Annotated in this window: 19 protein-coding genes; 3 read left to right on the forward strand and 16 right to left on the reverse strand. The window is 71.7% G+C overall.

Annotated elements, in window-relative coordinates:
• Nucleotides 1-116 precede the first annotated feature (116 nt).
• A complete protein-coding gene (locus tag ABZ865_RS07140; RefSeq protein ID WP_361225164.1) occupies nucleotides 117-1295 on the forward strand; it encodes a Glu/Leu/Phe/Val dehydrogenase dimerization domain-containing protein in 1179 nt (392 codons plus the stop codon).
• Nucleotides 1296-1330: 35 nt separating this feature from the next.
• Nucleotides 1331-1951, forward strand: a complete 621-nt coding sequence (locus ABZ865_RS07145; protein WP_361225167.1) for a TetR/AcrR family transcriptional regulator — start codon at nucleotides 1331-1333, stop codon at nucleotides 1949-1951.
• 79 nt (nucleotides 1952-2030) lie between these two features.
• Here ABZ865_RS07145 and ABZ865_RS07150 read toward each other — a convergent pair whose 3' ends face one another.
• The 3 genes from ABZ865_RS07150 to ABZ865_RS07160 form a co-directional block, all read right to left on the reverse strand.
• Nucleotides 2031-2816 carry an SGNH/GDSL hydrolase family protein gene (locus ABZ865_RS07150; RefSeq protein ID WP_361225170.1) on the reverse strand — a complete coding sequence of 262 codons (786 nt, stop codon included), beginning with the start codon at nucleotides 2814-2816 and terminating at the stop codon, nucleotides 2031-2033.
• Nucleotides 2817-3019: 203 nt separating this feature from the next.
• Nucleotides 3020-4015, reverse strand: a complete 996-nt coding sequence (locus ABZ865_RS07155; protein ID WP_361225173.1) for a peptidoglycan DD-metalloendopeptidase family protein — start codon at nucleotides 4013-4015, stop codon at nucleotides 3020-3022.
• A 382-nt stretch (nucleotides 4016-4397) separates the two neighbouring features.
• Nucleotides 4398-6470, reverse strand: a complete 2073-nt coding sequence (locus tag ABZ865_RS07160; RefSeq protein ID WP_361227206.1) for an alpha-galactosidase — start codon at nucleotides 6468-6470, stop codon at nucleotides 4398-4400.
• Between the two features lie 170 nt (nucleotides 6471-6640).
• On the opposite strand from ABZ865_RS07160, the gene ABZ865_RS07165 reads away from it, so the two are divergent.
• The gene (locus ABZ865_RS07165; RefSeq protein WP_361225176.1) at nucleotides 6641-7438 is read left to right on the forward strand and encodes a tyrosine-protein phosphatase; all 798 of its coding nucleotides are present in this window, start codon (nucleotides 6641-6643) and stop codon (nucleotides 7436-7438) included.
• Between the two features lie 20 nt (nucleotides 7439-7458).
• Here ABZ865_RS07165 and ABZ865_RS07170 read toward each other — a convergent pair whose 3' ends face one another.
• The 13 genes from ABZ865_RS07170 to hpnC all read right to left on the reverse strand — a co-directional run bounded on the left by ABZ865_RS07170 (nucleotide 7459) and on the right by hpnC (nucleotide 21241).
• Nucleotides 7459-7581 carry a DUF6126 family protein gene (locus ABZ865_RS07170; RefSeq protein ID WP_361225179.1) on the reverse strand — a complete coding sequence of 41 codons (123 nt, stop codon included), beginning with the start codon at nucleotides 7579-7581 and terminating at the stop codon, nucleotides 7459-7461.
• The gene (locus ABZ865_RS07175; RefSeq protein ID WP_361225182.1) at nucleotides 7578-8201 is read right to left on the reverse strand and encodes an XRE family transcriptional regulator; all 624 of its coding nucleotides are present in this window, start codon (nucleotides 8199-8201) and stop codon (nucleotides 7578-7580) included. Before ABZ865_RS07175 ends, ABZ865_RS07170 begins: the two co-directional genes overlap by 4 nt.
• 74 nt (nucleotides 8202-8275) lie before the next feature.
• Nucleotides 8276-9661, reverse strand: a complete 1386-nt coding sequence (locus tag ABZ865_RS07180; protein ID WP_361225185.1) for an aspartate aminotransferase family protein — start codon at nucleotides 9659-9661, stop codon at nucleotides 8276-8278.
• On the reverse strand, nucleotides 9658-11568 hold the full coding sequence (gene dxs / locus ABZ865_RS07185) for a 1-deoxy-D-xylulose-5-phosphate synthase (protein ID WP_361225188.1): 1911 nt from the start codon (nucleotides 11566-11568) through the stop codon (nucleotides 9658-9660). Before dxs ends, ABZ865_RS07180 begins: the two co-directional genes overlap by 4 nt.
• A gap of 53 nt (nucleotides 11569-11621) precedes the next feature.
• The gene (gene ispG / locus ABZ865_RS07190) at nucleotides 11622-12737 is read right to left on the reverse strand and encodes a flavodoxin-dependent (E)-4-hydroxy-3-methylbut-2-enyl-diphosphate synthase (RefSeq protein ID WP_361225191.1); all 1116 of its coding nucleotides are present in this window, start codon (nucleotides 12735-12737) and stop codon (nucleotides 11622-11624) included.
• Nucleotides 12738-12741: 4 nt separating this feature from the next.
• The gene (gene hpnH, locus ABZ865_RS07195) at nucleotides 12742-13764 is read right to left on the reverse strand and encodes an adenosyl-hopene transferase HpnH (RefSeq protein WP_361225194.1); all 1023 of its coding nucleotides are present in this window, start codon (nucleotides 13762-13764) and stop codon (nucleotides 12742-12744) included.
• A gap of 5 nt (nucleotides 13765-13769) precedes the next feature.
• Complete coding sequence (locus ABZ865_RS07200) at nucleotides 13770-14420, reverse strand: 1-hydroxy-2-methyl-2-butenyl 4-diphosphate reductase (RefSeq protein ID WP_361225197.1); 651 nt, start codon at nucleotides 14418-14420, stop codon at nucleotides 13770-13772.
• A gap of 1 nt (nucleotide 14421) precedes the next feature.
• Nucleotides 14422-16446 carry a squalene--hopene cyclase gene (gene shc / locus ABZ865_RS07205; protein ID WP_361225199.1) on the reverse strand — a complete coding sequence of 675 codons (2025 nt, stop codon included), beginning with the start codon at nucleotides 16444-16446 and terminating at the stop codon, nucleotides 14422-14424.
• A 116-nt stretch (nucleotides 16447-16562) separates the two neighbouring features.
• The gene (locus ABZ865_RS07210; protein WP_361225202.1) at nucleotides 16563-17693 is read right to left on the reverse strand and encodes a polyprenyl synthetase family protein; all 1131 of its coding nucleotides are present in this window, start codon (nucleotides 17691-17693) and stop codon (nucleotides 16563-16565) included.
• On the reverse strand, nucleotides 17693-19129 hold the full coding sequence (gene hpnE, locus ABZ865_RS07215) for a hydroxysqualene dehydroxylase HpnE (protein ID WP_361225205.1): 1437 nt from the start codon (nucleotides 19127-19129) through the stop codon (nucleotides 17693-17695). Before hpnE ends, ABZ865_RS07210 begins: the two co-directional genes overlap by 1 nt.
• The gene (locus ABZ865_RS07220) at nucleotides 19126-19389 is read right to left on the reverse strand and encodes a DUF6380 family protein (RefSeq protein ID WP_361225208.1); all 264 of its coding nucleotides are present in this window, start codon (nucleotides 19387-19389) and stop codon (nucleotides 19126-19128) included. Before ABZ865_RS07220 ends, hpnE begins: the two co-directional genes overlap by 4 nt.
• Complete coding sequence (hpnD, locus tag ABZ865_RS07225; protein WP_361225211.1) at nucleotides 19389-20339, reverse strand: presqualene diphosphate synthase HpnD; 951 nt, start codon at nucleotides 20337-20339, stop codon at nucleotides 19389-19391. Before hpnD ends, ABZ865_RS07220 begins: the two co-directional genes overlap by 1 nt.
• Nucleotides 20336-21241, reverse strand: a complete 906-nt coding sequence (gene hpnC / locus ABZ865_RS07230) for a squalene synthase HpnC (protein ID WP_361225214.1) — start codon at nucleotides 21239-21241, stop codon at nucleotides 20336-20338. The genes hpnD and hpnC overlap by 4 nt, the downstream gene beginning before the upstream one ends.
• Between the last annotated feature and the right edge of the window lie 257 nt (nucleotides 21242-21498).

The following is a 21498-nucleotide window of genomic DNA, read 5'->3' on the forward strand; positions in this document are numbered from 1 at the left end:
CACCCCGGCCACCCCGCCCGCGCCAAGCGGCGCTCCCGTGCGGACCGTCGGCGCGTTGACAGCGCCGGGACCGATTCCCAATACTGACTCACCATTCAGTAAAGAGGAGCTCACCGATGACCACCCCCCTGATGTCGCTCGTCTGGACCGACCACGTCACCGGACGCCAGGGGTTCCTGGTCGTCGACCGGCTCGTGCGGGGCGTGGCCAGCGGCGGGCTGCGGATGCGGCCCGGCTGCACCCTGGAGGAGGTCACCGGACTCGCGCGCGGGATGACGATGAAGGAGGCCCTGCACTACGACCCCGACAGCCGTTACGTCCCGCTCGGCGGCGCCAAGGGCGGCATCGACTGCGATCCGCGGGACCCGGAGGCGTACGGGCTGCTGGTCCGCTATCTGCGGGCCGTGCGACCGTACGTCGAGAGCTTCTGGACCACCGGCGAGGACCTCGGCCTCACGCAGGACCTGGTGGACCGCGCGGCGGCGGAGGCGGGCCTGGTCTCCTCGATCCAGGCCGTGTACCCGCTGCTGGACGACGAGCGGGCGGCCCGTGACCGGCTCGCGGCCGCTTTCGCGGTCGAGGTGGACGGCATCGGCCTGGACGAACTGGCCGGCGGCTGCGGGGTCGCCGAGTCGGTGCTCGCCGCGCTGGACCGGGCGTCGGTGCCGTACGCGGGCACCCGGGTGGCCCTGCAGGGGCTCGGCACGATGGGCGGGGCCACGGCCCGCTTCCTCGCGCGCGCGGGCCTCACCGTCGTGGCGGTGGCCGACGTCAAGGGCACGATGGCCAACCCGTCCGGCCTGGACGTCGAGGCGCTGCTGGCCGCCCGGGACGCGTACGGCACCGTCGACCGCTCCGCGCTGCGCCCCGGTGACCGTGAACTGCCGGGCGACGCCTGGCTGTCCGCCGACGCGGAGGTGCTGGTGCCCGCCGCCGTGTCGTACGCGCTCGACGCGGCCGACCAGGAGCGGATCAGGGCGCGTTGGATCGTGGAGGCCGCCAACATGCCCGTCCTGCCCGAGGCGGAGGAGCTGCTGGCCGCGCGCGGGGTGACGGTACTGCCCGACGTGGTGGTCAACTCCGGGACGAACGCCTGGTGGTGGTGGACGCTGTTCGGTGACATCGGCCCGGAAGCCGAGGAGGCGTTCGCGCACATCCGTCGCTCCATGAGGAGGCTGGTCGACTTGATGCTCTCGCGCGCGGAGACGGACGGGACGACCCCGCGCGCGGCCGCCCACGCCCTGGTGTCCGACCGGCTGCCGGTGATCGCGGAACGGTTCGGCTGGTACCGGTGAGGTGGGTCGCCCGGTCCACCGAATAGGGTGACCGTGTGGCAAGAGTGCGGTTGAGTGTGGCCGAGCGGCAGGAGGAGCTGCTGCGGGCCGCCATCGAGCAGATCGAGGCGCGGGGCGTGGCGGCCGTCAGGATCGCCGACGTGGCCGCGGCGCTCGGGGTGAGCAACGCGCTGGTGCTGTACCACTTCTCGACCAAGGAGAAGCTGGTCGCCGCCGCGTTCGCCTACGCGGCCGAGGACGACCTCGCCCATCTGCGCAGGCTGCTCGGCCGGCGGACCTCCGCGCTGCGCCGGCTGCGGGCCGCCGTGCGCTGGTACGCGCCCACCGGCCAGGCCAAGGGCTGGCGGCTGTGGATCGAGGGCTGGGCGGTGGCGCTGCGCGAACCCGCGCTCCGGGAGGTCACCCGGGATCTGGACCGACAGTGGAAGGCCGCGATCGCCGACGTCATCGCCGAGGGCGTGGCGGCGGGCGAGTTCGAGTGCCCCGACCCGGCGGCCGCGGCCCTGCGGCTCACGGCCCTCCTGGACGGCCTGGCCGTGCAGTTGACGTCGTATCCGGGCTCGGTCCCGCGGACCCGGGCGCAGACCTGGGTGGACGAGGCCCTGGCCCGCGAACTGGGGCTGCCGCGCGAGGCGTTGACCGAGCGGGGGGCCTGAGCGACGCCCCGCCGCCATGAGACACGGCCGCGTCCCGCACCGCTCCCCTGCGTGCGGCGCGGGACGCGAACGGTCGGCGTCAGGCCACGGACGCGATCCGCAGCTTGATGTCGTCGGGCGACAGGGTGCCCTTGGCCGTCACATGGTCCCCGGAGGACTCGCCGCGCAGCCGGCGGCCGATCCAGGGGACGAGGTACTCGCGGGCCCAGTGGACGTCGTCGCGGCGGATCTCCAGCGTGCCCCGGGGCGGGAGCGGCGGCCAGGGCTGCTCCGGATCGGCCGGGACCTCCAGCCCGAGGGCCTGGCCCGCGCGCAGCGCCACGCGCGTGTGCCCCTCGGGCGACAGGTGCAGCCGGTCGTCGTCCCACGCCCTGCGGTCCTGCACGGACTTCAGGGACCACAGGTCGAGCACGGGGCAGCCGTACCGGTCGGCGATGGCCCGGACATGCCCGTTGTACGTGGCGATCTTGCCGCGCAGATGCTTGAACACGGGCACGCCACGGGTGTCGAAGCCGGTCGTCACCAGGACCGTGCCGACGGCCTCGGTCAGCCGGGCGACGGCCCGCTCGAACCGCTCGGCCACCTCGTCCGGATCGGTGCCGGGCCGGATGATGTCGTTGCCGCCCGCGCAGAAGGAGACGAGGTCCGGGGCCAGTTCGAGGACCCTCGGGACCTGGTCGGCCACGATCTGGTCCAGGAGCTTTCCGCGCACGGCCAGGTTGGTGTACTCGAAGTCGCCCTCGGGCCGCCGGTCGGCGAGCAGGACCGCGAAGCGGTCGGCCCAGCCCACGAAGGACCCGTCGGGGCCGGGGTCGCCGACGCCTTCGGTGAAGCTGTCCCCCACCGCCACGTACGACCCGATCACTGATCTGTTGTCATTCTTCGAATCGTCTGCCACGTCGGACCATGATTCACCTTCGGATGTGACCTACGCGACCGTAGGCAGGGGTTGACGAACGGTGAGATATGACACCCTTAAATCGTTTGCCAACCCGGAATACGGCTCCGGCGGACGCGCCGAAGGCCGGACCCGGGGATCGGGGTCCGGCCTTCGGAGGGGCAACCGGGTCAGCCGACGGGGACGCCGTGCTCGCGGAGGTAGCCGACGGGGTCGATGTCCGAACCGTAGTCCGGAGTGGTGCGGATCTCGAAGTGCAGGTGCGGGCCGGTCACGTTGCCGGTCGCTCCGGACAGGCCGATCTGCTGACCGGCGGTCACGCTCTGCCCGGCGGAGACGGAGAGCTGGGAGAGGTGGGCGTACTGGGCGTAGTGGCCGTCGTTCAGCCTGATGACGACCTGGTTGCCGTACGCGCCGCCCCACCCGGCGGAGACGACCGTGCCGGCGCCGACGGCCTTGAGGGACGTGCCGGTCGGGACGACGAAGTCGACGCCGGTGTGGTAGCCGCTGGACCACATGCTGCCGGGCACGTGGTAACCGGTGCCGACGGTGGCGCCGTCGACCGGGAGCGTGAAGCCGGTGGCGGGAGCGGCCGCCGCGGTCCGGGGCGCCGGGGCGGCCTGCTGCTGGGAGGCGGCCGCATGGGAGGCCTTCACCTGGGCGTCCGACGACGGCGAGGCCTGCGTGGACGGGGGCATGAACTGCTTGGGCCGGGCGGACTGCGTGGACTGCGTGGGCCTCGGCGCGGAGGGCTCGGCGTAGGTCTGCGCGGCCTGCCGGCCGAGCGTCAGCTTCAGGCCCGGGTGGATCAGCGACGGGTTGTCGCCGACGGCCCGGCGGTTGTCGTCGTAGAGCCGGCGCCAGCCGCCGCTGACATTCTGCTCGTCGGCGATGGTCGAGAGGCAGTCGCCGGACTTCACCGTGTAGGTGTGCACACCCGAATTCACCTGCGGGGCGGCAGTCTTTCCGGCCGTCTTTCCGGCCGCCTTCGCGATGACCGGAAGGGACTGCGCGGCCTTTGCGGGAACGGTCTGCGCGGAGGCGGCGTGGGCTCCGGTGGCGCCGATCAGCGGCAGGGCCAGCGCCGCGCCACCGGTTCCGGCGAAAGCGATCTTGCGGGTGAAACGCCGGTTCTTGGGGCGGCGGTGCTTACCCTTCGCGGGCATGGCGCATTCCTCTCCGGCGCCTGCGAGGTGAGCAGTCGGGACCCCGCTCCTGCCGAACGCGGATCACATGTGCGGGAATTCCGGGCGGCGGCAGGATTCGGCGTTCCGTCCGGATCGATGGGGAACGTAAGCGAGCAGGACGCGCCAGAACAAGCGGCTGTTTCCGGGTGTTCCGGATTTCGTTGATCGAATTCGGGAATTCACGGTCACCCTCCGTGAATTCCCGTCGCCTTCGCCTCTTCGATTTCCCATGACGGTACGGGAATTGCGCGAGCATGACGCGCGACGCACCGTCACCGATATGACGCTCCTCACGCTCTATGCCTCACCAGTCCCCATTCCGGAGCGAGTTGGAATAAAGGGATCAATTGGGGCATATCCCTCAAATGCGACTCAGATGGACAACCTTCGCATCGAAGTCACCACGGAGTCCGCTGCGCAGACCGTGATGCAGCAGGACCGCACCGCGGTACGTTTCGCCCGTTTCACGGCATTCGTACGACGCTGTCGGGTCGAGCCCGCGCAGCCGCAGGGCCGGTACCGGTTCGCCGTAGTGCTGGGCCTGGAGGCAGGCAAGGACGACGGTCTCGTCCCCGAGCACATACTGGACGGCGCTCAGACCGCCCGTCGGCGGCCGCAGCCGATAGAGGTCGCCGCGCTGGACGACGGGCCGGATCTCCTTGTACAGCTCCACCCAGGCCCGCGCCTCGGCCAGATCCTCCTCGGTCCATTCGGTGAGATCGCCGCCGACGCCGAGCACGCCCGCCATGGAGCTGACGAAGCGGAACCGCAGGGAGCTGACGCGCCCGTTGAGCTGGGTGTTCGGGCTGTCGGTGACCCAGGCGGCCATGACCCGCGCGGGATGGATCTGGCTGAAGCCGTGCTGGATGGCGAGCCGGTCGAGCGGGTCGGTGTTGTCGGAGGTCCACACCTGGTCGGTACGGCTCATCACCCCGAGGTCGATCCGGCCACCGCCGCCCGAGCAGGACTCGAAGGCCACCCCGGGGTGCGCCGCGCGGAGCCGGTCCAGCAGGGCGTACAGCGCGCGGACATGGTCGACCCACAGACGCTGCGGGTACGGCTCGCCGGGCCAGCCGGCGTCGGTGAAGCAGCGGTTGAAGTCCCACTTCACGTAGTCGATCGGGGCGCTGGACAGCAGGGTGTCGAGCTGCTCCCACAGGTATTCCTGGACGTCCTCGCGGGCCAGGTTGAGGACGAGCTGATTACGCAGTTCCGTCCGCTTTCGTCCCGGTTGGTACTGCACCCAGTCCGGGTGGGCGCGGTAGAGGTCGCTGTCCGGGTTGACCATCTCGGGCTCGACCCATATGCCGAACCGCATGCCGAGGTCGTGCACCTGGTCGGCGAGGGGCTTGAGTCCGTGCGGGAAGCGGTCGGGGTTGGGCGTCCAGTCGCCGAGCCCCGCCCGGTCGCTGGTGCGGGCGCCGAACCAGCCGTCGTCCACGACGAACAGCTCGACGCCGATCGCGGCGGCCCGCCGGGCGAGGGCGGCCTGCTGCTCCTCGGAGATGTCGAAGTTCGTGGCCTCCCAGGAGTTGAACAGCACCGGCCGGTCCCGCTCCGCGTCCGGGATGACGTACGCCCGCTGGTAGGCGTGCCAGGCGCGGCTGGCCCCGCCGAAGCCTCCGTCGCTCCACAGGCCCGCGAAGACGGGGGTGGTGTACGACTCCCCCGGCTGGAGGAGCAGCAGGCCCGAGTCGTCGTAGCCCGCGCCGCCGGTGATCTGCACGCGCGCGTCGGGGAGTTGGGCGACGGCGATGCGCCAGGAGCCGGACCAGCCGAGCGCGCAGCCGTAGACCTCGCCGTGCTCCTCGGTGGAGGCGGTGTCCAGCGCGACCCAGGGCAGGTGCTGGTGGCCGGTGTGGCCGCGGCGGCTGCCGATGACCTTCTCGCCGTAGGTGAGAGGTGCGGTGGTGAGCAGGGACTCGGCGGCCCAGCGGCCGTGCAGCTGCGACAGCCGCCAGCCCTCACGGTCAGGCAGCGTCCAGGTGGCCGCGTCGGCGCGCAGCAGCTCCACGCGCGCGTGGCCGCCGTTCTCGACGGTCACCCAGCGCTCCACGACGTCCCCGCGCATCCGGTAGTGCAGGGTGACGCCGATCCCGTCGTCGTCGAAGCGCAGCCGCAGCTCCTCGCCCTCGGCCCGGTGGGACACGAAGCGCCACTCGATGCCGCGCCGCTCCTCGGTGCGCACGGACAGGGCCGGGCGGACGAAGCGGGGGCCGCCCTCGACGGGGTACTCCTCGCGGCCGTCGAGCGGGGACTCGAAGGGCCAGTAGGCGGGCAGCGGGCTGCCCGCCAGGGCCTCGGCGTCGGCGAGCGCGATCCGCGGCCCCCAGTGGAGGTGCAGCAGTTCGTCCGCCTCGGTGAGGTGCAGGGCGTAACTGCTGCCGGGCCCCGACAGGAGCCAGGTACGACCGTCTTCGGCGATGTCGATCATCGAGACCTCACAGGTGTCAACAGATTCGCGCAAGTACGAACATCATCGAGCCCGGTGGCCCGGGTGGCAACGCCTGTGGACAACTCATTGCCCGAGGAAATCGATGTCGTATGGTCGACTGAGTGCCCGTCGACGAGCCGCGCCGGCGGGGCCGACCGGGAGGAGCCCCCGTGACGCAGCAGGTCCCGTCGACCGAGCCCGAGCTGGCCGGTGTGCGCAATTTCCGTGACGTGGGCGGCCTGCCCACCATGGACGGGCGGCGGGTGCGCCACGGAGTGCTGTTCCGCAGCGGCCATCTCGCGCACGCGACCGAGCAGGACGCGGCCTTCCTCGCCTCCCTGGGCCTGCACACGATCTTCGACTTCCGCAACGCGGCCGACCAGAAGCTGGAGGGCCCGGACGTCGAGCTGCCCGGCGTGCGGAACGTGAACCTGCCGCTGAGCGACCCGGCGGACGGCGCCGAGTTCTGGAAGATGGTCCGCGACGGCGACCTGGATCAGCTGCGCGGCATCCTGGCCGACGGCAAGGCGGCGGACCGGATGATCACCTCGTACCGCACGATCGTCAAGGAGCGCACCGCCGAGCACTCCCGGGTGCTGAACGCGCTCGCCGACGCCCATGTGCCCGCGCTGATGCACTGCGCGGCGGGCAAGGACCGCGCGGGCATCTCCATAGCCGTCACGCTCCTCGCCGTGGGCGTGGAGCGCGAGGCGATCGTCGCCGACTACCTGGAGTCCAACGCCAAGCACCGGCGCTACAAGGTCCGGCGCAACGGCGACCAGAGCACCGCGTACACGCCCGAGGTGATGGAGCTGCTCAGCCCGCTCTTCGACGCGCGCGCCGAGTATCTGACGGCGGCCTTCGAGAGCATCGAGGAGACGTGGGGCGGGGTCGACGCCTACCTGGAGCAGGGCCTGAGCCTCACCCCCGAGGCCCGCGAGCGGCTGCGGGACCGCCTGGTCGACTGAGCCCGCTCAGCGCCTGGTGGTCACCCCTTGCCGCCCAGCGCGAACAGCAGGTAGAGGAACGCGGCGAAGAGGTGGCCGACGGCGATGTAGATGATCAGCCGGATCCACAGCGCGCGGGGGAACCGCTCCTCGAAATTGCTCATGGCAGCTCTCCAGTCAGGGGGCCCAGGCACAGCGTGGCCGTGGGGCTCTGCAGCAGGGTGTGGACGAACAGCACCTCCACGCCGCCCGGGTCCTCGGCGGCGAGGCGGTGCGGGGTGAGCGAGTCGAAGTGCGCGCTGTCACCGGGCGCGAGCACGTGCGCGGTGTCGCCGAGGCGCAGTCCGAGGCGGCCCTTGAGGACGTAGAGCCACTCCTCGCCGGGATGGACGCGCACGATGTCGCTCTGGGTGCCGTACGGCACCTGGACGCGCAGCGCCTGCATGGCGCGCCCGGGGGCTCCGGCCTGGACGTAGGTCCAGCCGCCCGCGCGGGTCGGCTCCATGTCGGCGGCGCGCACCACGGCGTCCCGGTCGGCGACCGTCTCGCCGAGCAGCTCCGAGACGGTCGTACCGTAGATACGGGCGAGCGCGAGCAGCATCGGCAGCGAGGGCTGGCGCTGTCCGGTCTCCAGCCGGGACAGATGGGCCGGTGAGAGCCCGGCGGACCGGGCCGCGGCCTCCAGTGTGAGACCGGCGCGCCGGCGCAGGGCGCGCAACTGTGGCGCCATGGCGGACAGGCCGTCGCCCTGGCCCGCCGGTGGCGGCGCTTCTGAGGCGTTCATGCCTCTATTCAGCCGGACTCTTGCCGCTGGGGCAAATTACTTGCCTCAGAGGCAAAGAACGTCCGGCTCGTGTGTCAGCGGTTGGCCACCGCCTGCTTGATCAGGGTCTTGCCGAAGTCCCACATCAGGCCGCCGCCGCTGTGCGCGTCGTCCATGACGGCGGTGAAGGCGTCGACGAAGCGGTCCACGTCGGCCTCGTCGATGACCAGCGGCGGGATCAGCTTGATCACCTCCATGTGGTCGCCGGAGACCTGGGTGAGGATCCGGTGCCGCTGCAGCAGCGGCACGACCACCATCTGCGCGAACAGGCCCTTGCGGGCGGTCTGGAGCATGGTCCAGCGGCCGCGCAGCTTCAGCGAGGAGGGCCTGCCGAACTCGATGCCGATCATCAGGCCCCGGCCGCGGACGTCGGCGAGCAGCTCGTACTTGCCGATCAGGGCGCTGAGCCGGGACTTCAGCAGCTCGCCGGTGGCCCGCGCCCGGGCGACGGTCTGCTCGTCCTCCATGACGGACAGCACGGCGAGGCCGGCGGCCATCGCCTGCGCGTTGGACCCGAAGCTCGCCGAGTGGACCAGCACGCGGTCCATGGACGAGTAGACCTTCTTGAAGATCCAGTCCTTGCCGAGGGTGGCCCCGACCGGGACATAGCCCCCGGACAGCGCCTTGGCGACGCACACCAGGTCGGGTTCGACGCCGTCCTCGTGCTGGTAGGCGTAGAAGTCGCCGGTGCGGCCGAGCCCGGTCTGCACCTCGTCGGCGATGAGCAGCGCCTTGTGCTTGTGCAGCAGGTCCTGCGCGGCGCGCAGATAGCCGGGCGGGGCCTCGTGCACGCCCTTGCCCTGGATCGGCTCGACGATCAGCGCGGCGACATCGCCCTTCTTCAGCTCCCGGGCGAGGGCGTCGAGATCACCGAGGGGGACGGCGGTGTCGGGCAGGAGCGGGGCGAACCCGTCGCGGAAGCCGTCCTCGCCGTTGACCGACAGGGAGCCGGTGGTCAGGCCGTGGAAGGCGTGGTCGCAGTAGAGGATCCGCGGCCTGCCGGTGGCGTAGCGGGCGAACTTCAGGGCGGTCTCGACTGCCTCGGTGCCGCTGTTGCCGAAGAACACCCGGTCCAGGTGCGGGCTGTGGCCGAGCAGCCGCTCGCCGAGCAGGCCGGGCAGCGGCTGGCAGTCGAAGCGGGTCAGGTCGGCGAGGTTCAGGTCGAGGACGTCGTGCAGTGCCTTGCGGACGACCGGGTGATGGCGGCCCAGGCCCATCACCCCGAACCCGGCGAGCATGTCCAGGTAGTCGTTGCCGTCCGCGTCGAAGAAGTGGGCGCCCTCGGCCCGCTCGTAGACCTTGTCGAAGCCGATGGTGTGCAGCATCCGCGGGAGCTGCGGGTTGAGGTACCTCGTGTGCAGCTCGTAGCGTTCGGCTCCGCGCTCGGCGAGGAGGGCGCCGAGGTCGAACTCCGTGCTCATTCAGCTTTCTCCTGTTTCTCCGCGCCCGGCCCGCCGGCGTCCTTGACGGCGAGGCTCGCGCTGATCCGCCCGGCGATCTCGACGGGCGTGAGGCCGATGTCCGCCAGCACCTCGCTGCGTTTGGCGTGCGCGAGGAACTGCTCCGGGATGCCGAACCGCCGCACCGGCACGTCCACGTCGGCGTCGCCGAGCGCCAGCGCGACGGCCGAACCGACCCCGGCCGCACGGCTGTTGTCCTCCACCACGGCCACCAGCCGGTGCTCGGCGGCCAGCCCCGGCAGGGCGGGGTCGACGGGCTTGACCCAGCGGGGGTCCACCACCGTGCAGCCGATGCCGCGCGCCTCCAGCAGGTCGGCGGCCTGGAGACACACCGGCGCCATCACGCCGACGGCCACCAGCAGCACCTCGGGGCGCTCGGCGCGGTGCAGGACGTCCATGCCGCCGACATGGCCGACGGCCGGGATCTGCGGGCCCACCGACTCCTTCGGGAAGCGGACCAGGGTGGGGGCGTCGTCCACGGCCACGGCCTCGCGCAGCTGGGCGCGCAGCTGGTCGGCGTCGCGCGGGGCGGCGATCCTGAGGCCGGGGACGACCTGGAGGACGGACATGTCCCACATGCCGTTGTGGGAGGCCCCGTCCACGCCCGTGACGCCGGCCCGGTCCAGCACGAAGGTGACCCCGCAGCGGTGCAGGGCCACGTCCATCAGCAGCTGGTCGAAGGCGCGGTTGAGGAAGGTGGCGTAGACGGCGACGACCGGATGCAGCCCGCCGGTGGCGAGACCGGCGGCGGAGACGGCCGCGTGCTGCTCGGCGATGCCGACGTCCCACACGCGGTCGGGGAAGCGCTCGGCGAACCTGCCGAGGCCCACCGGGTGCAGCATGGCCGCCGTGATGGCGACGACGTCCTCGCGCTCCTCGCCGATCCGGACGATCTCGTCGCCGAACACCGAGGTCCAGGAAGGGCCGTTGGACGGCACGAGCGGGGCGCAGGTCAGCGGGTCCATCACGCCGACGGTGTGGAAGTGGTCCTCCTCGTGGGCGAGGGCGGGCTCGTAGCCGCGGCCCTTCTCCGTGAGGCAGTGGACCAGGACCGGGCCGTGGAACCGCTTGGCGCGGCGCAGCGCGGACTCGACGGCCTTGATGTCGTGGCCGTCGATCGGGCCGACGTACTTCAGGCCCAGGTCCTCGAACATGCCCTGCGGGGCGAAGGCGTCCTTGAAGCCCTTCTTCGCGCCGTGCAGGGACTCGTAGATGGTGTGGCCGACGACCGGGGTGCGCAGCAGTACGTCCTTGCCCCAGGCGAGGACCTTCTCGTAGCTGTCGGTGGTGCGCAGGGTGGCCAGGTGGTTGGCGAGGCCGCCGATCGTCGGGGCGTAGGACCGCTCGTTGTCGTTGACGACGATGATCAGCGGCCGGTCCTTGGCGGCGGCGATGTTGTTCAGCGCCTCCCAGGCCATGCCGCCGGTCAGCGCGCCGTCGCCGATGACCGCGACCACATGGCCCTTCTCCCCCTGCACCTGGTTGGCCTTGGCGAGGCCGTCGGCCCAGCCGAGCGCGGTGGAGGCGTGGCTGTTCTCGATGACGTCGTGCTCGGACTCCTCGCGCGAGGGGTAGCCGGACAGGCCGCCCTTGCCGCGCAGCTTGGAGAAGTCCTGACGTCCGGTCAGCAGCTTGTGGACATAGCTCTGGTGACCGGTGTCCCACAGGATCCGGTCGACCGGGGACTCGAAGACCCGGTGGAGCGCGATGGAGAGTTCCACCACCCCCAGGTTGGGCCCGAGATGACCGCCGGTCCGCGCCACCGCGTGCACCAGGAACTCACGGATCTCCTCGGACAGTTCACCGAGGTCCGCCTCGGACAGCGCCCTCAGGTCACGTGGTCCCCGGATACTCTCCAGAATCGTCACGCTGGGCCCCCTCTTCTTCCGTGCCGTGCCTTTCCTCAACTCACTTCGACCGCTCACTTCGACTGCTCGGCGAGCCTCATGGCCTCCTCGATGAGGGTCTCCACGATCTTCGACTCGGGGACGGTCTTGACGACCTGGCCCTTGACGAAGATCTGGCCCTTGCCGTTGCCCGAGGCGACCCCGAGGTCGGCTTCCCGTGCCTCCCCCGGACCGTTGACCACGCAGCCCATCACCGCGACCCGGAGCGGCACTTCCAGGCCGTCCAGGCCCGCCGTGACCTCGTCGGCCAGCTTGTACACGTCGACCTGGGCGCGGCCGCAGGACGGGCAGGAGACGATCTCCAGCCGCCGCTGCCGAAGGCCCAGGGACTCCAGGATCTGGATGCCGACCTTGACCTCCTCGGCGGGCGGCGCGCTCAGCGAGACGCGGACGGTGTCGCCGATGCCCCGCGACAGCAGCGCCCCGAAGGCCACCGCCGACTTGATCGTGCCCTGGAAGGCCGGTCCGGCCTCCGTGACGCCCAGGTGGAGCGGGTAGTCGCACTGTTCGGCCAGCTGCCGGTACGCCTCGATCATCACGACGGGGTCGTTGTGCTTGACGGAGATCTTGATGTCGCGGAAGTCGTGCTCCTCGAAGAGGGACGCCTCCCACAGCGCGCTCTCCACCAGGGCTTCAGGGGTCGCCTTGCCGTATTTCTGCAGCAGACGGCGGTCCAGGGAGCCCGCGTTGACGCCGATGCGGACCGGCGTGCCGTGGTCCTTCGCGGCCCGCGCGATCTCCTTCACCTGGTCGTCGAACTTCTTGATGTTGCCCGGGTTCACCCGGACCGCCGCGCATCCCGCCTCGATGGCCGCGAAGACGTACTTCGGCTGGAAGTGGATGTCCGCGATCACCGGGATCTGAGACTTGCGGGCGATGGTGGCGAGGGCGTCCGCGTCGTCCTGCGTGGGGCAGGCGACGCGGACGATCTGGCAGCCGGACGCGGTGAGTTCCGCGATCTGCTGCAGGGTGGAGCCGATGTCCGACGTACGCGTCGTCGTCATCGACTGCACCGACACCGGGGCTCCGCCCCCGACCGCCACCGGCCCGACGTGGATCTGCCGCGACACGCGCCGCGGTGCGACCGGCCGGGCCGGTACCTCGGGAACGCCCAAGGGGACGGCGGTCATGGCGTCACTCCCGGTTTCCGGTGACGGTCTCGCGCATCGCCCGCAGCGACTCCTTGAGGGAGCCCATCGTGGCGAGGACGGCGGTGGGCTCGTAGCCGCAGTGCGCCATGCAGTTGGCGCAGCGCGGGTCCTTGCCGCGGCCGTACTTGTCCCAGTCGGTCTTCTCGATGAGTTCGCGGTACGTCGGCACGTACCCGTCGCTCATCAGGTAGCAGGGGCGCTGCCAGCCGAAGAGCGAGTAGTTCGGGATGGCCCACGCGGTGCACGGGAAGTCGACCTTGCCCTCCAGGAAGTCCAGGAAGAGCGGGGAGTGGTTGAGCCGCCAGCGGCGCCGGTTGCCGCCGGCGAAGGCCTTCTTGAACAGCTCGCGGGTCTGCTCCACGCCGAGGAAGTGCTCCTGGTCGGGCGCCTTCTCGTAGGCGTAGGCGGGCGAGATCATCATCTCGTCCACCTGCAGGTCGTCGTTGAGGAAGTTGAGCACCTCGACGATGGTCTGCGGGGTGTCGGTGTTGAAGAAGGTGGAGTTGGTGGTCACCCGGAAGCCGCGCCGCTTGGCCTCCTTGATGGCCTCCACCGCCTCGTCGAACACGCCCTCCTTCGCCACGGACTCGTCGTGCCGCTCGCGCAGCCCGTCGATGTGCACCGCGAACGCGAAGTACGGCGAGGGCGTGAACTTGTCCATCTTCTTGCGCAGCAACAGGGCGTTGGTGCACAGGAAGACGTATTTCCGCTTCGCCACCAACTGCCGTACGATCTCGTCGATCTGAGGGTGCATCAGCGGCTCGCCGCCGGCGATGGACACCATCGGCGCGCCGGACTCCAGCACCGCGCCCACGGCCTGGGCGACGGGCATGCGCTGCTTGAGCACACCGGCCGGGTGCTGGATCTTGCCGCAGCCCTCGCACTTGAGGTTGCAGGCGAACAGCGGCTCCAGCTCGACGATGAGCGGAAACTTGTCCCGCCTGCGGAGCTTCTGTTCGGCCAGGTATGTAGCGACCTTGATGGACTGACGCAACGGCATGGCCATCTGGCTCACCTCCGGGGGAGCAGCAAAGAACGGTGCCATTCGAAAAATGCGGGTAGGACAGAACGAAGAACGCGGAAAGCTGATATTCCACCGCGCACCGTGCCGATCCGGACGAGCTCGTGTTCCGGAGCGTCCACGACCACCCGTACGGCCGCAACCGGGCGCTCGCCGGCGCGGACGGTGCGGACGGCGCTCAGGAGCGTGGCGGCCGACTCCATGTCGACCGCGATCGCGCCGGTCGCCAGCAGGTCGGAGCGCTCCGGGCCACGAACGACGTGGTCGGAGCCGGTGAGCGGGCCGGTGTGGACCGTGCGCCCGGGAACGGCGCGCACGAGTTCCTTCACCAGCAGGTCGGTTCCCACGCACGGGACGGTCCCGCGCGGGTCCCGGGTCTCCTCGGCGACCACCAGGTCGCCGGGGTGCATCCCGGGGGCGAGTCCGGCGCAGAAGCCGGTGGCCAGCACGGCCGCGTCGGCCAGTGCCGGGCCGGCCAGCAGCCGGGTGAGGGAGCGTTCTGCCGCACGGGGGCCCATGCCCGTACGGACGAAGGTCACCGGCCCGTCGGCCCCGCTCCTGTCACCCGTGCGCAGGGCCAGGTGCTCGATGCCGAGCGCGCAGGCGATCAGCAGCGGGGCCGGTGCGGGCTGGGTGCTCAATTCAGCTCCCCTTCGCCTCGGACAGCGGTTTCCTGGCGAGGAGGCCGCGCTCGAAGGGGTCCCCGTGCAGGTACCGGCCGAGCGCGGTGAGCGGGAACACCTGCCGGTAGAGGTGGTAGTTGATGGAGAAGTCCCAGGGGAAGCCGGTGCCGGTGAAGTACGGCTCGTCCCAGGAGCCGTCCTCCCGCTGGGTCTCGGCCAGCCATTGGACGCCGCGCTCGACGGCCTTGGAGTCCTGCTCCCCCGCCGCGAGCAGGGCCATCAGCGCCCACGCGGTCTGCGAGGCGGTGGAGGCGCCGCGGCCGCTCCACTCCTTGACGTACTTGTAGGAGCGCAGGTCCTCGCCCCAGCCGCCGTCGTCGTTCTGGACGCTCTCCAGCCAGGTCACCGCCCGGCGGATCGCCGGGTGGGAGCCGGGCAGGCCGGCCGCGGTCAGGGCGGGCACCACCGAGCCGGTGCCGTAGAGGTAGTTGACGCCCCAGCGCCCGAACCACGAGCCGTCCGCCTCCTGTTCGGCCAGCAGCCACTGAATGCCGCGCCGGGTGCGCGGGTCGTGGGCGAGGCCCTCGGCGGCGAGCATCTCCACGACGTGCGCGGTGACGTCCGCGGACGGCGGGTCGATGACCTCGCCGAAGTCGCAGAACGGCAGCCGGTTCGGGAACGGGCTGGTGTTGTCGACGTCGAACGCGCCCCACGCGCCGTTCCTCGACTGCATCCCGAGGTTCCAGCGCACCGCGCGGCCGATCGCCCCGTCCACCTGGTCCGGGTCGTGGTGCCGGACCCGGCGCAGCGCGAGGGCCACCTCGGCGGTGTCGTCGATGTCCGGGTAGTTGTCGTTGTGGAACTCGAACGCCCAGCCGCCGGGCGGCAGTTGGGGCCGCTTCACGGACCAGTCGCCGGGCCGGACGATCTCCTCGCCGAGCATCCAGTCGGCCGCCTTGACCAGTTGCGGGTGGTCGACGGGCAGTCCGGCGTCGACGAGCGCGATGGTGGCGAGGCAGGTGTCCCACACCGGGGACTGGCAGGCCTCGATCATCCGGGCGCCGTCCTCGCGCCACACGGCGAAACGGTCCAGCGACGCGAGGCCCTCGCGCATCACGGGGTGTTCGAGGTCGTAGCCGAGCAGGTGCAGGGCGATGATCGAGTAGACGGCCGGTGGCTGGATGCCGCCCCAGCAGCCGTCGTTCTCCTGCCGCTCGATGATCCAGCGGGCGGCGGTGTTCATCGCGGCTTTGCGCAGCCGGCGCGGGACGACCTTGCGCAGCTGGTGCAGCGCCTTGTCCAGGCGTTGGAAGGCGCCGTCCCAGCTGGCCGCGGGGGCAAGGGGCCTGGCCGGGTTGGGGTCGGCCGGGTCGGTGTGCAGTTCGTCCAGCGGGAAGGGCGCGGGGCGCACCGGGCGCTTGGCGGAGACGATGGTCAGCGGCACGATCGTCTGGCGGGCCCAGCAGCCGAAGTCGTAGATGTTGAGCGGCATCCACTGGGGGAAGTAGATGAGCTCCGGCGGCAGTTCGGGCAGGTCCTCCCACTTCCACCAGCCGAACAGGGCGAGCCAGATGCGGGTGAAGACGCGGGAGGCGGCGATCCCGCCGCGCTCGCGCACCCAGGCGGAGGCCCTGGCCATGTGCGGGGCGTCGGGCGCGTCGCCGGCCAGGCGGAGGGCGACGTAGGCCTCGACGGTGGTGGAGAGTTCTCCGGGGCCGCCGTAGAAGGTGGCCCAGGCTCCGTCCTCGCGCTGCTCGCCGCGGATGAACGTGGCGGCGGCCTGGGTGGTCTTCTCGTCGCGGATGCCCAGGAACTGACGGAGCAGCAGGTCCTCGGCGTCCATGGTGACGTTCGTCTCGAGGTCGCCCTTCCACCAGCCCTGTGCGTCCTGCCGGGCGAGCAGGAAGTCGGTGGCGCGCCGCGCGGCGCGGGCGGCGGCTTCTTGTACCCCGGCCGCCGCGGGGGTGGTGATGTCGGTGTCGCTGGCCGCGGCAGCGCGGGGCGGGATGGTCGCCCCGGTGCTTCCGTCGGTCGTCGCTGTCATGGCTTCCCCTTCGTGCAGTCGTGCGAGTCGTGCTGCTGTGGGTCCGCCGTCGGCCGGTGTGCTGTCTCCCTCGACACCGGCCGGCGACTACGCGAGGGCTATTCGACCGATAGTGCTCATCTCTTTCGTACGACGACGAAGTCGGCGAGCGCCGTGAAGGCGGCCCGAACCCGGTCGGGCATGTCCACGGCGTCGAGGGCTTCGATGGCGATGGTGTGCTGACGGCGCGCTTCCTCGGCCGTCCACTCTCGGCCGCCCGCCTCCTCGATGAGGGCGGCGCGGGCCGCGAACTCCTCCTCGGAGAAGTTCGCGAAGTCGCTGCTCTTGGCGTCGGCGGCGAGGATCTCGCCGAGCCGCTCGGAGGCGGGGCCGCCGGCCGCGAGCGCGGCCACCACCGGCAGGGACTTCTTGCGCTGGCGCAGGTCGCTCCAGGTCTGCTTGCCGGTGGCGTCCGGGTCGCCCCAGATGCCGAGGAGGTCGTCGACGGCCTGGAAGGCGAGGCCGAGGTGGTAGCCGTACCGTTCCAGCGCGTCGGCGGTGGCGTCGTCGGCGCCGCCGAGCACCGCGCCGATGGAGCAGGCGCAGGCCAGCAGGGCGCCGGTCTTGTTGCCCTCCATCTCCAGGCACTCCTCGACGCTGACGCGGTCGCGGTGCTCGTAGGAGATGTCCTGCGCCTGACCGTCGATCAGGGCGCGGGTGGCGGTGGTCAGCCGGCGGGTGGCGCGGCCGGCCTCGACCGTGCCGAGCTCCAGCAGGATCTCGTTGGCCAGGGCGAACAGGGCGTCGCCGACCAGGATGGCCTGGGCGGGGCCGTGCACCTTCCAGACGGTGTCGCGGTGCCGGCGCTGCTCGTCGCCGTCCATCAGGTCGTCGTGCAGCAGGGAGAAGTTGTGGACGAGTTCGACGGCGACGGCACCGGGGATGCCCACCTCGGGCGCGGCGCCGGTGACCTCGGCGGAGAGGACGGCGAGCGCGGGACGCACGGCCTTGCCGCCGTCGCCGTCGGCGGGGTTGCCGGCGGCGTCGATCCAGCCGAAGTGGTAGGCGGCGACGGTGTCCATGGGAGGCGCCAGGCGGTCCACGGCCGCGCGCAGGACCGGGGTGGCCAGCGTCCGGCCGCGCTCCAGCAGCGCGGTCACGTCCACCGCGTCGGCGGCTTTCGAGGCCGGGGGCACAGTGGGCACAGTCTCTCCTCTTGTTGCGGTACCGGGGGTGCGGGGGCCTGCCGCGGGCTTCTGATCGAGCATCAGGCTGCCTCCTCGAACGCGAAGAGGTGGCTGGGGCGGGGCCGGCCCAGGGCGCTCAGCGCGGCGTCGGCCGCGCTCACTCCACTGCGGACCGCACTCTCCATGGTCGCGGGCCACCCTGTGGCGGTCCACGCTCCGGCCAGGTACAGGCCGGGGGCCTTGGTGCGGGCACCGGGCCGCAGACGCCCGACGCCGGGGGTGGGGGCGAACGTGGCCGTGCGCTCCCGGGTCACGAAGAAGTCCCGCACGCCCGCGCCGCGGGTGCCGGGGATGAGCCGCTCCAGTTCGGGCAGGTAGCGCTCGCGCAGGGTGGCGACCGGCGCGTCGATGTCCTCGTGCGCGGCCGACTGGGACAGCGCCAGGTACTGACCCGTGCGCAGTCCCGACGCGTCGGTGCGGTCGAAGACCCACTGCACGGGGGTGCCGAGGGCGGCGAAGAAGGGCCGGGCGAGGACCTTGCGGTCGTAGACGACATGCACGTTGAGGATCGGCGCGGTGCCGATCTCCAGGAGCCGTTCGGGGGCGTCGAGGGCGCCGGGCGGCAGCAGGTCGTGGGTCTCGCGCTGGGGTACGGCGAGGACAACGGTGTCGGCGTGGATCGTCTCGCCGGGAACCTGAACGCTCCAACTCCCGTTTCCGTTAGGAGAGACGGAGGTGACGCGTGTACGGACCTCGGTACGGACGCCCGCGGAGTCGAGCGCCTTGCGGGCCAGCCGGTCGTGCAGTTCGCCCAGCGGGACGCGGGCCCAGCCGATGTCGGCCGCGCCCGGGTCGGACAGCAGACCGGTCTTGAACACCATCGCGGCGAGCCCCAGCGAGGCGTCGCCCGCGACCGCGTTGAGGGTGGCGACGCCGACCAGGTCCCACAGGGCCTCGACGGCACGCGCCGACTGGCCGTGCGCGGCCAGCCAGCTGCCGAAGTCCTGGGTGTCCAGGGCCGGATCGGCGAGGTCGAGCCCCTTGAGCGCGAGCGCGGCCCGCCCGACCGCGGCGCGCTCGGCGAGCGAGAGATGCGGATAGGCGGCCAGGCTGCGCCCCAGGTGGAGAGGGACGGGCAGCGGGTCGCGCCGCAGCCTGCCGAGCCGCCTGCCCTCGGGCTTGGCGACGTCCACGACGGGCACGTCCAGGCGGTTCTGCAGCGGTGCCAGCGCCGTGCCGTGGATCCGGTCGAGGAACCAGCGGTAGGCGGTGCAGCAGCGCAGGTAGACGTGCTGGCCGTTGTCGACGGTCAGTTCGCCGCGCTGGAAGGAGAAGGCGAGGCCGCCCAGCCTGGGCCTGCCTTCGAGGAGGGTGACGTGGACGCCCGCGTCGGCGAGCGCGAGCGCGGCGGTGACGCCGGCGAGGCCGCCGCCGACCACGACGGCGCGGCGGCCTGCGGCGCCCGCGGGTCCCGGGGTGCCGGCGTGTGCCCCCGCGGGGCGTGAGCCGTCGCTCATCGTGCGTCCTTCCGTGCGTCAGCGCTCCGCGGGGAGTGCCGTGACGCTCCGCGGGCAGTGCCGTGACGGGTCGTCGATCGTCCGCGGCACCCTCGTGGCTGGTCGTGCCCGCGCGGCGGCAGCCGCATGTCCGGCACTGCCCCGCGCCCCTTCGGGGCGCTGCCGGACCGCGACGGACGTCGCTCGGCCGTCGCAGTCTGGGACGCCACGCCGGAGCGGAGGGTTGCCTGCCGCATGTCCCCTGGTTCGGTGAGGTCCATCAGGCGCGCCTCCTGACGGACCGTCGGGACACGTGCCGGGTGTCGAGGCCGGACAGGCCGCGCACGGCGACGTACGCCTTCTCGCGTCCGGGCAGGGAGACGCGGCCGCGCAGCACGGCCTCGGGGTCGCGCTCGATGCGGTCCAGCAGGCGGCGGTAGATGCCGGCCATGGCGGCCACGCAGGCGCCGCTGCGCCGGTCCAGCATGGGCAGCAGCCGGTAGCCCTCGGCGAAGAGGGCGCGGGCCCGGCGCACCTCGAAGTGCACGAGGCCGGCGAAGTCGGAGCCCTCGGGCGGGGTCGGCCCGTCGAACCCGGCCGAGCAGCCGAACTTGGCGAGGTCGTCGGCGGGCAGATAGGTGCGGCCGCCCTCGGCGTCCTCGCGGACGTCGCGGAGGATGTTGGTCAGCTGCAGCGCGAGGCCGAGCGTGTCGGCGTACTCGGGTGCGCGCTCGGCGCCGCGGGCCACCGGTTCCGTGCCGAACACGCCGAGCGAGAGGCGGCCGATGGCGCCGGCCACGCAACGGCAGTAGACCTTCAGGTCATCCCACGTCTCGTAGGTCTCCCCGCGCACGTCCATCTGGACGCCGTCGATCAGCTCGTCCAGGCCGCCGAGCGGGATCGGGAAGGCGCGGGAGGCATGGGTGAGGGCGACGGCCACCGGGTCGGTGTCGTCGTCCGCGACCTCGCCCTCACGGATGCGGGTGAGCAGCGCCCGGGTGTCCTCCAGGCGCGCGACCTTCACGTCTCCGGGCAGGTCGCCGTCGCCGATGTCGTCGACGCGCCGGGAGAAGGCGTACAGCGCCGACATCGCGCGGCGCTTGGGCGTCGGCAGCAGCCGGATGCCGTACGCGAAGTTGCGGGCCTGCTGCCCGGTGACGGCCTCGCAGTAGCTGTAGGCGGCGAGTACCGGTGCGGACACGTGCGGCCAGGACTCCACGGTCCGGATCACCCCTCTCCTCGCAGGGTCACGCCCACCTCACGCAGCAACTGGACCTTGCCGGGTCGGGGCGGGCCGGGAAGTACGTCGTATTCGGCGGCGGCGATCGCCCGGATCGCCGCCCTTCCTCCCGCCACGAACCCCCCGAGCAGCAGCTTCAACCTGCCGTGGACGCTACCCACCAGGGGGGCGCCTTCATTCAGGAGATCGCGGGCTCGTTGCGCTTCGTATGCAACCAAAGCGCGCACCGATGCGCTCGCGGTTTTCGCGGCGAGATCCGTTTCCCGGACGTGAAAGCGCTTCATGTCCTCGGCGGGGAGATAGATCCGGTCACGGCCGAGGTCCTCGGCGACGTCCTGGAGATGCTCGACGATCTGCAGCGCGGTGCAGATCGCGTCGGACAGCCGGATCCGCTCGGGGGTCGCGGTGCCGGTGACGGCGAGGACGAGGCGGCCGACGGGGTTGGCGGAGAGTTCGCAGTAGGCGAGGAGGTCGTCGTAGGTCTCGTAGCGCGCCACGAGCTGGTCCTGGCGGTTGGCGGCGATCAGGCCGAGGAACGGCTCGGGGGTCAGCGAACGGCGGCGGACGGTGGGCTGGAGGCGGCGCAGCAGCGGGTGGCGCGGCCCGGAGGAGGCGGGGTCGAAGACGCGGCGCAGATCGGCCTCGAAGGCGTCGAGGAGGACCAGGCGGTCCTCGGCCTCGGTGGCCGACACGCCGAGAGCGCGGGCGTCCGCCCCGCCGGGGGCCAGGTCGCCGTCGCCGATGTCGTCCACGAGACGGGCGAAGCCGTAGACGGCCATGAGGTCGGCACGCCAGTCGCGGGGCAGGAAGAAGGGGGCCACGGGGAAGTTCTCGCTCGCGGCCTTGTCCAGCGTGGCGCTCTCCAGTTCCGGCGCCGTGTCGGTTCCCGTCACCGAGCGCTGCCCTGGGCGGGGACGGCACATGCTGCGCTGAGCTGGGGAGTTTCCGTAGCCATTGCCGTCACATCTCCCGTTCTACACCGCTGACCCAATACACTCTATTTCGGACACGCCGCCCGGCCCTCCGGGGGCCGCCCGGCGGAGGGTGTCGCGCGTTATCGCCCCACTTGCCGCTTTCCGGGACCGGTACAGCTTACGTTGTACAACGCAGCAAGGACCGGCGGGGTGTCCTGCGCATCACAACAACACAC

This window comes from Streptomyces sp. NPDC047085 (assembly GCF_040643735.1).
Taxonomy (GTDB): Bacteria; Actinomycetota; Actinomycetes; order Streptomycetales; family Streptomycetaceae; genus Streptomyces.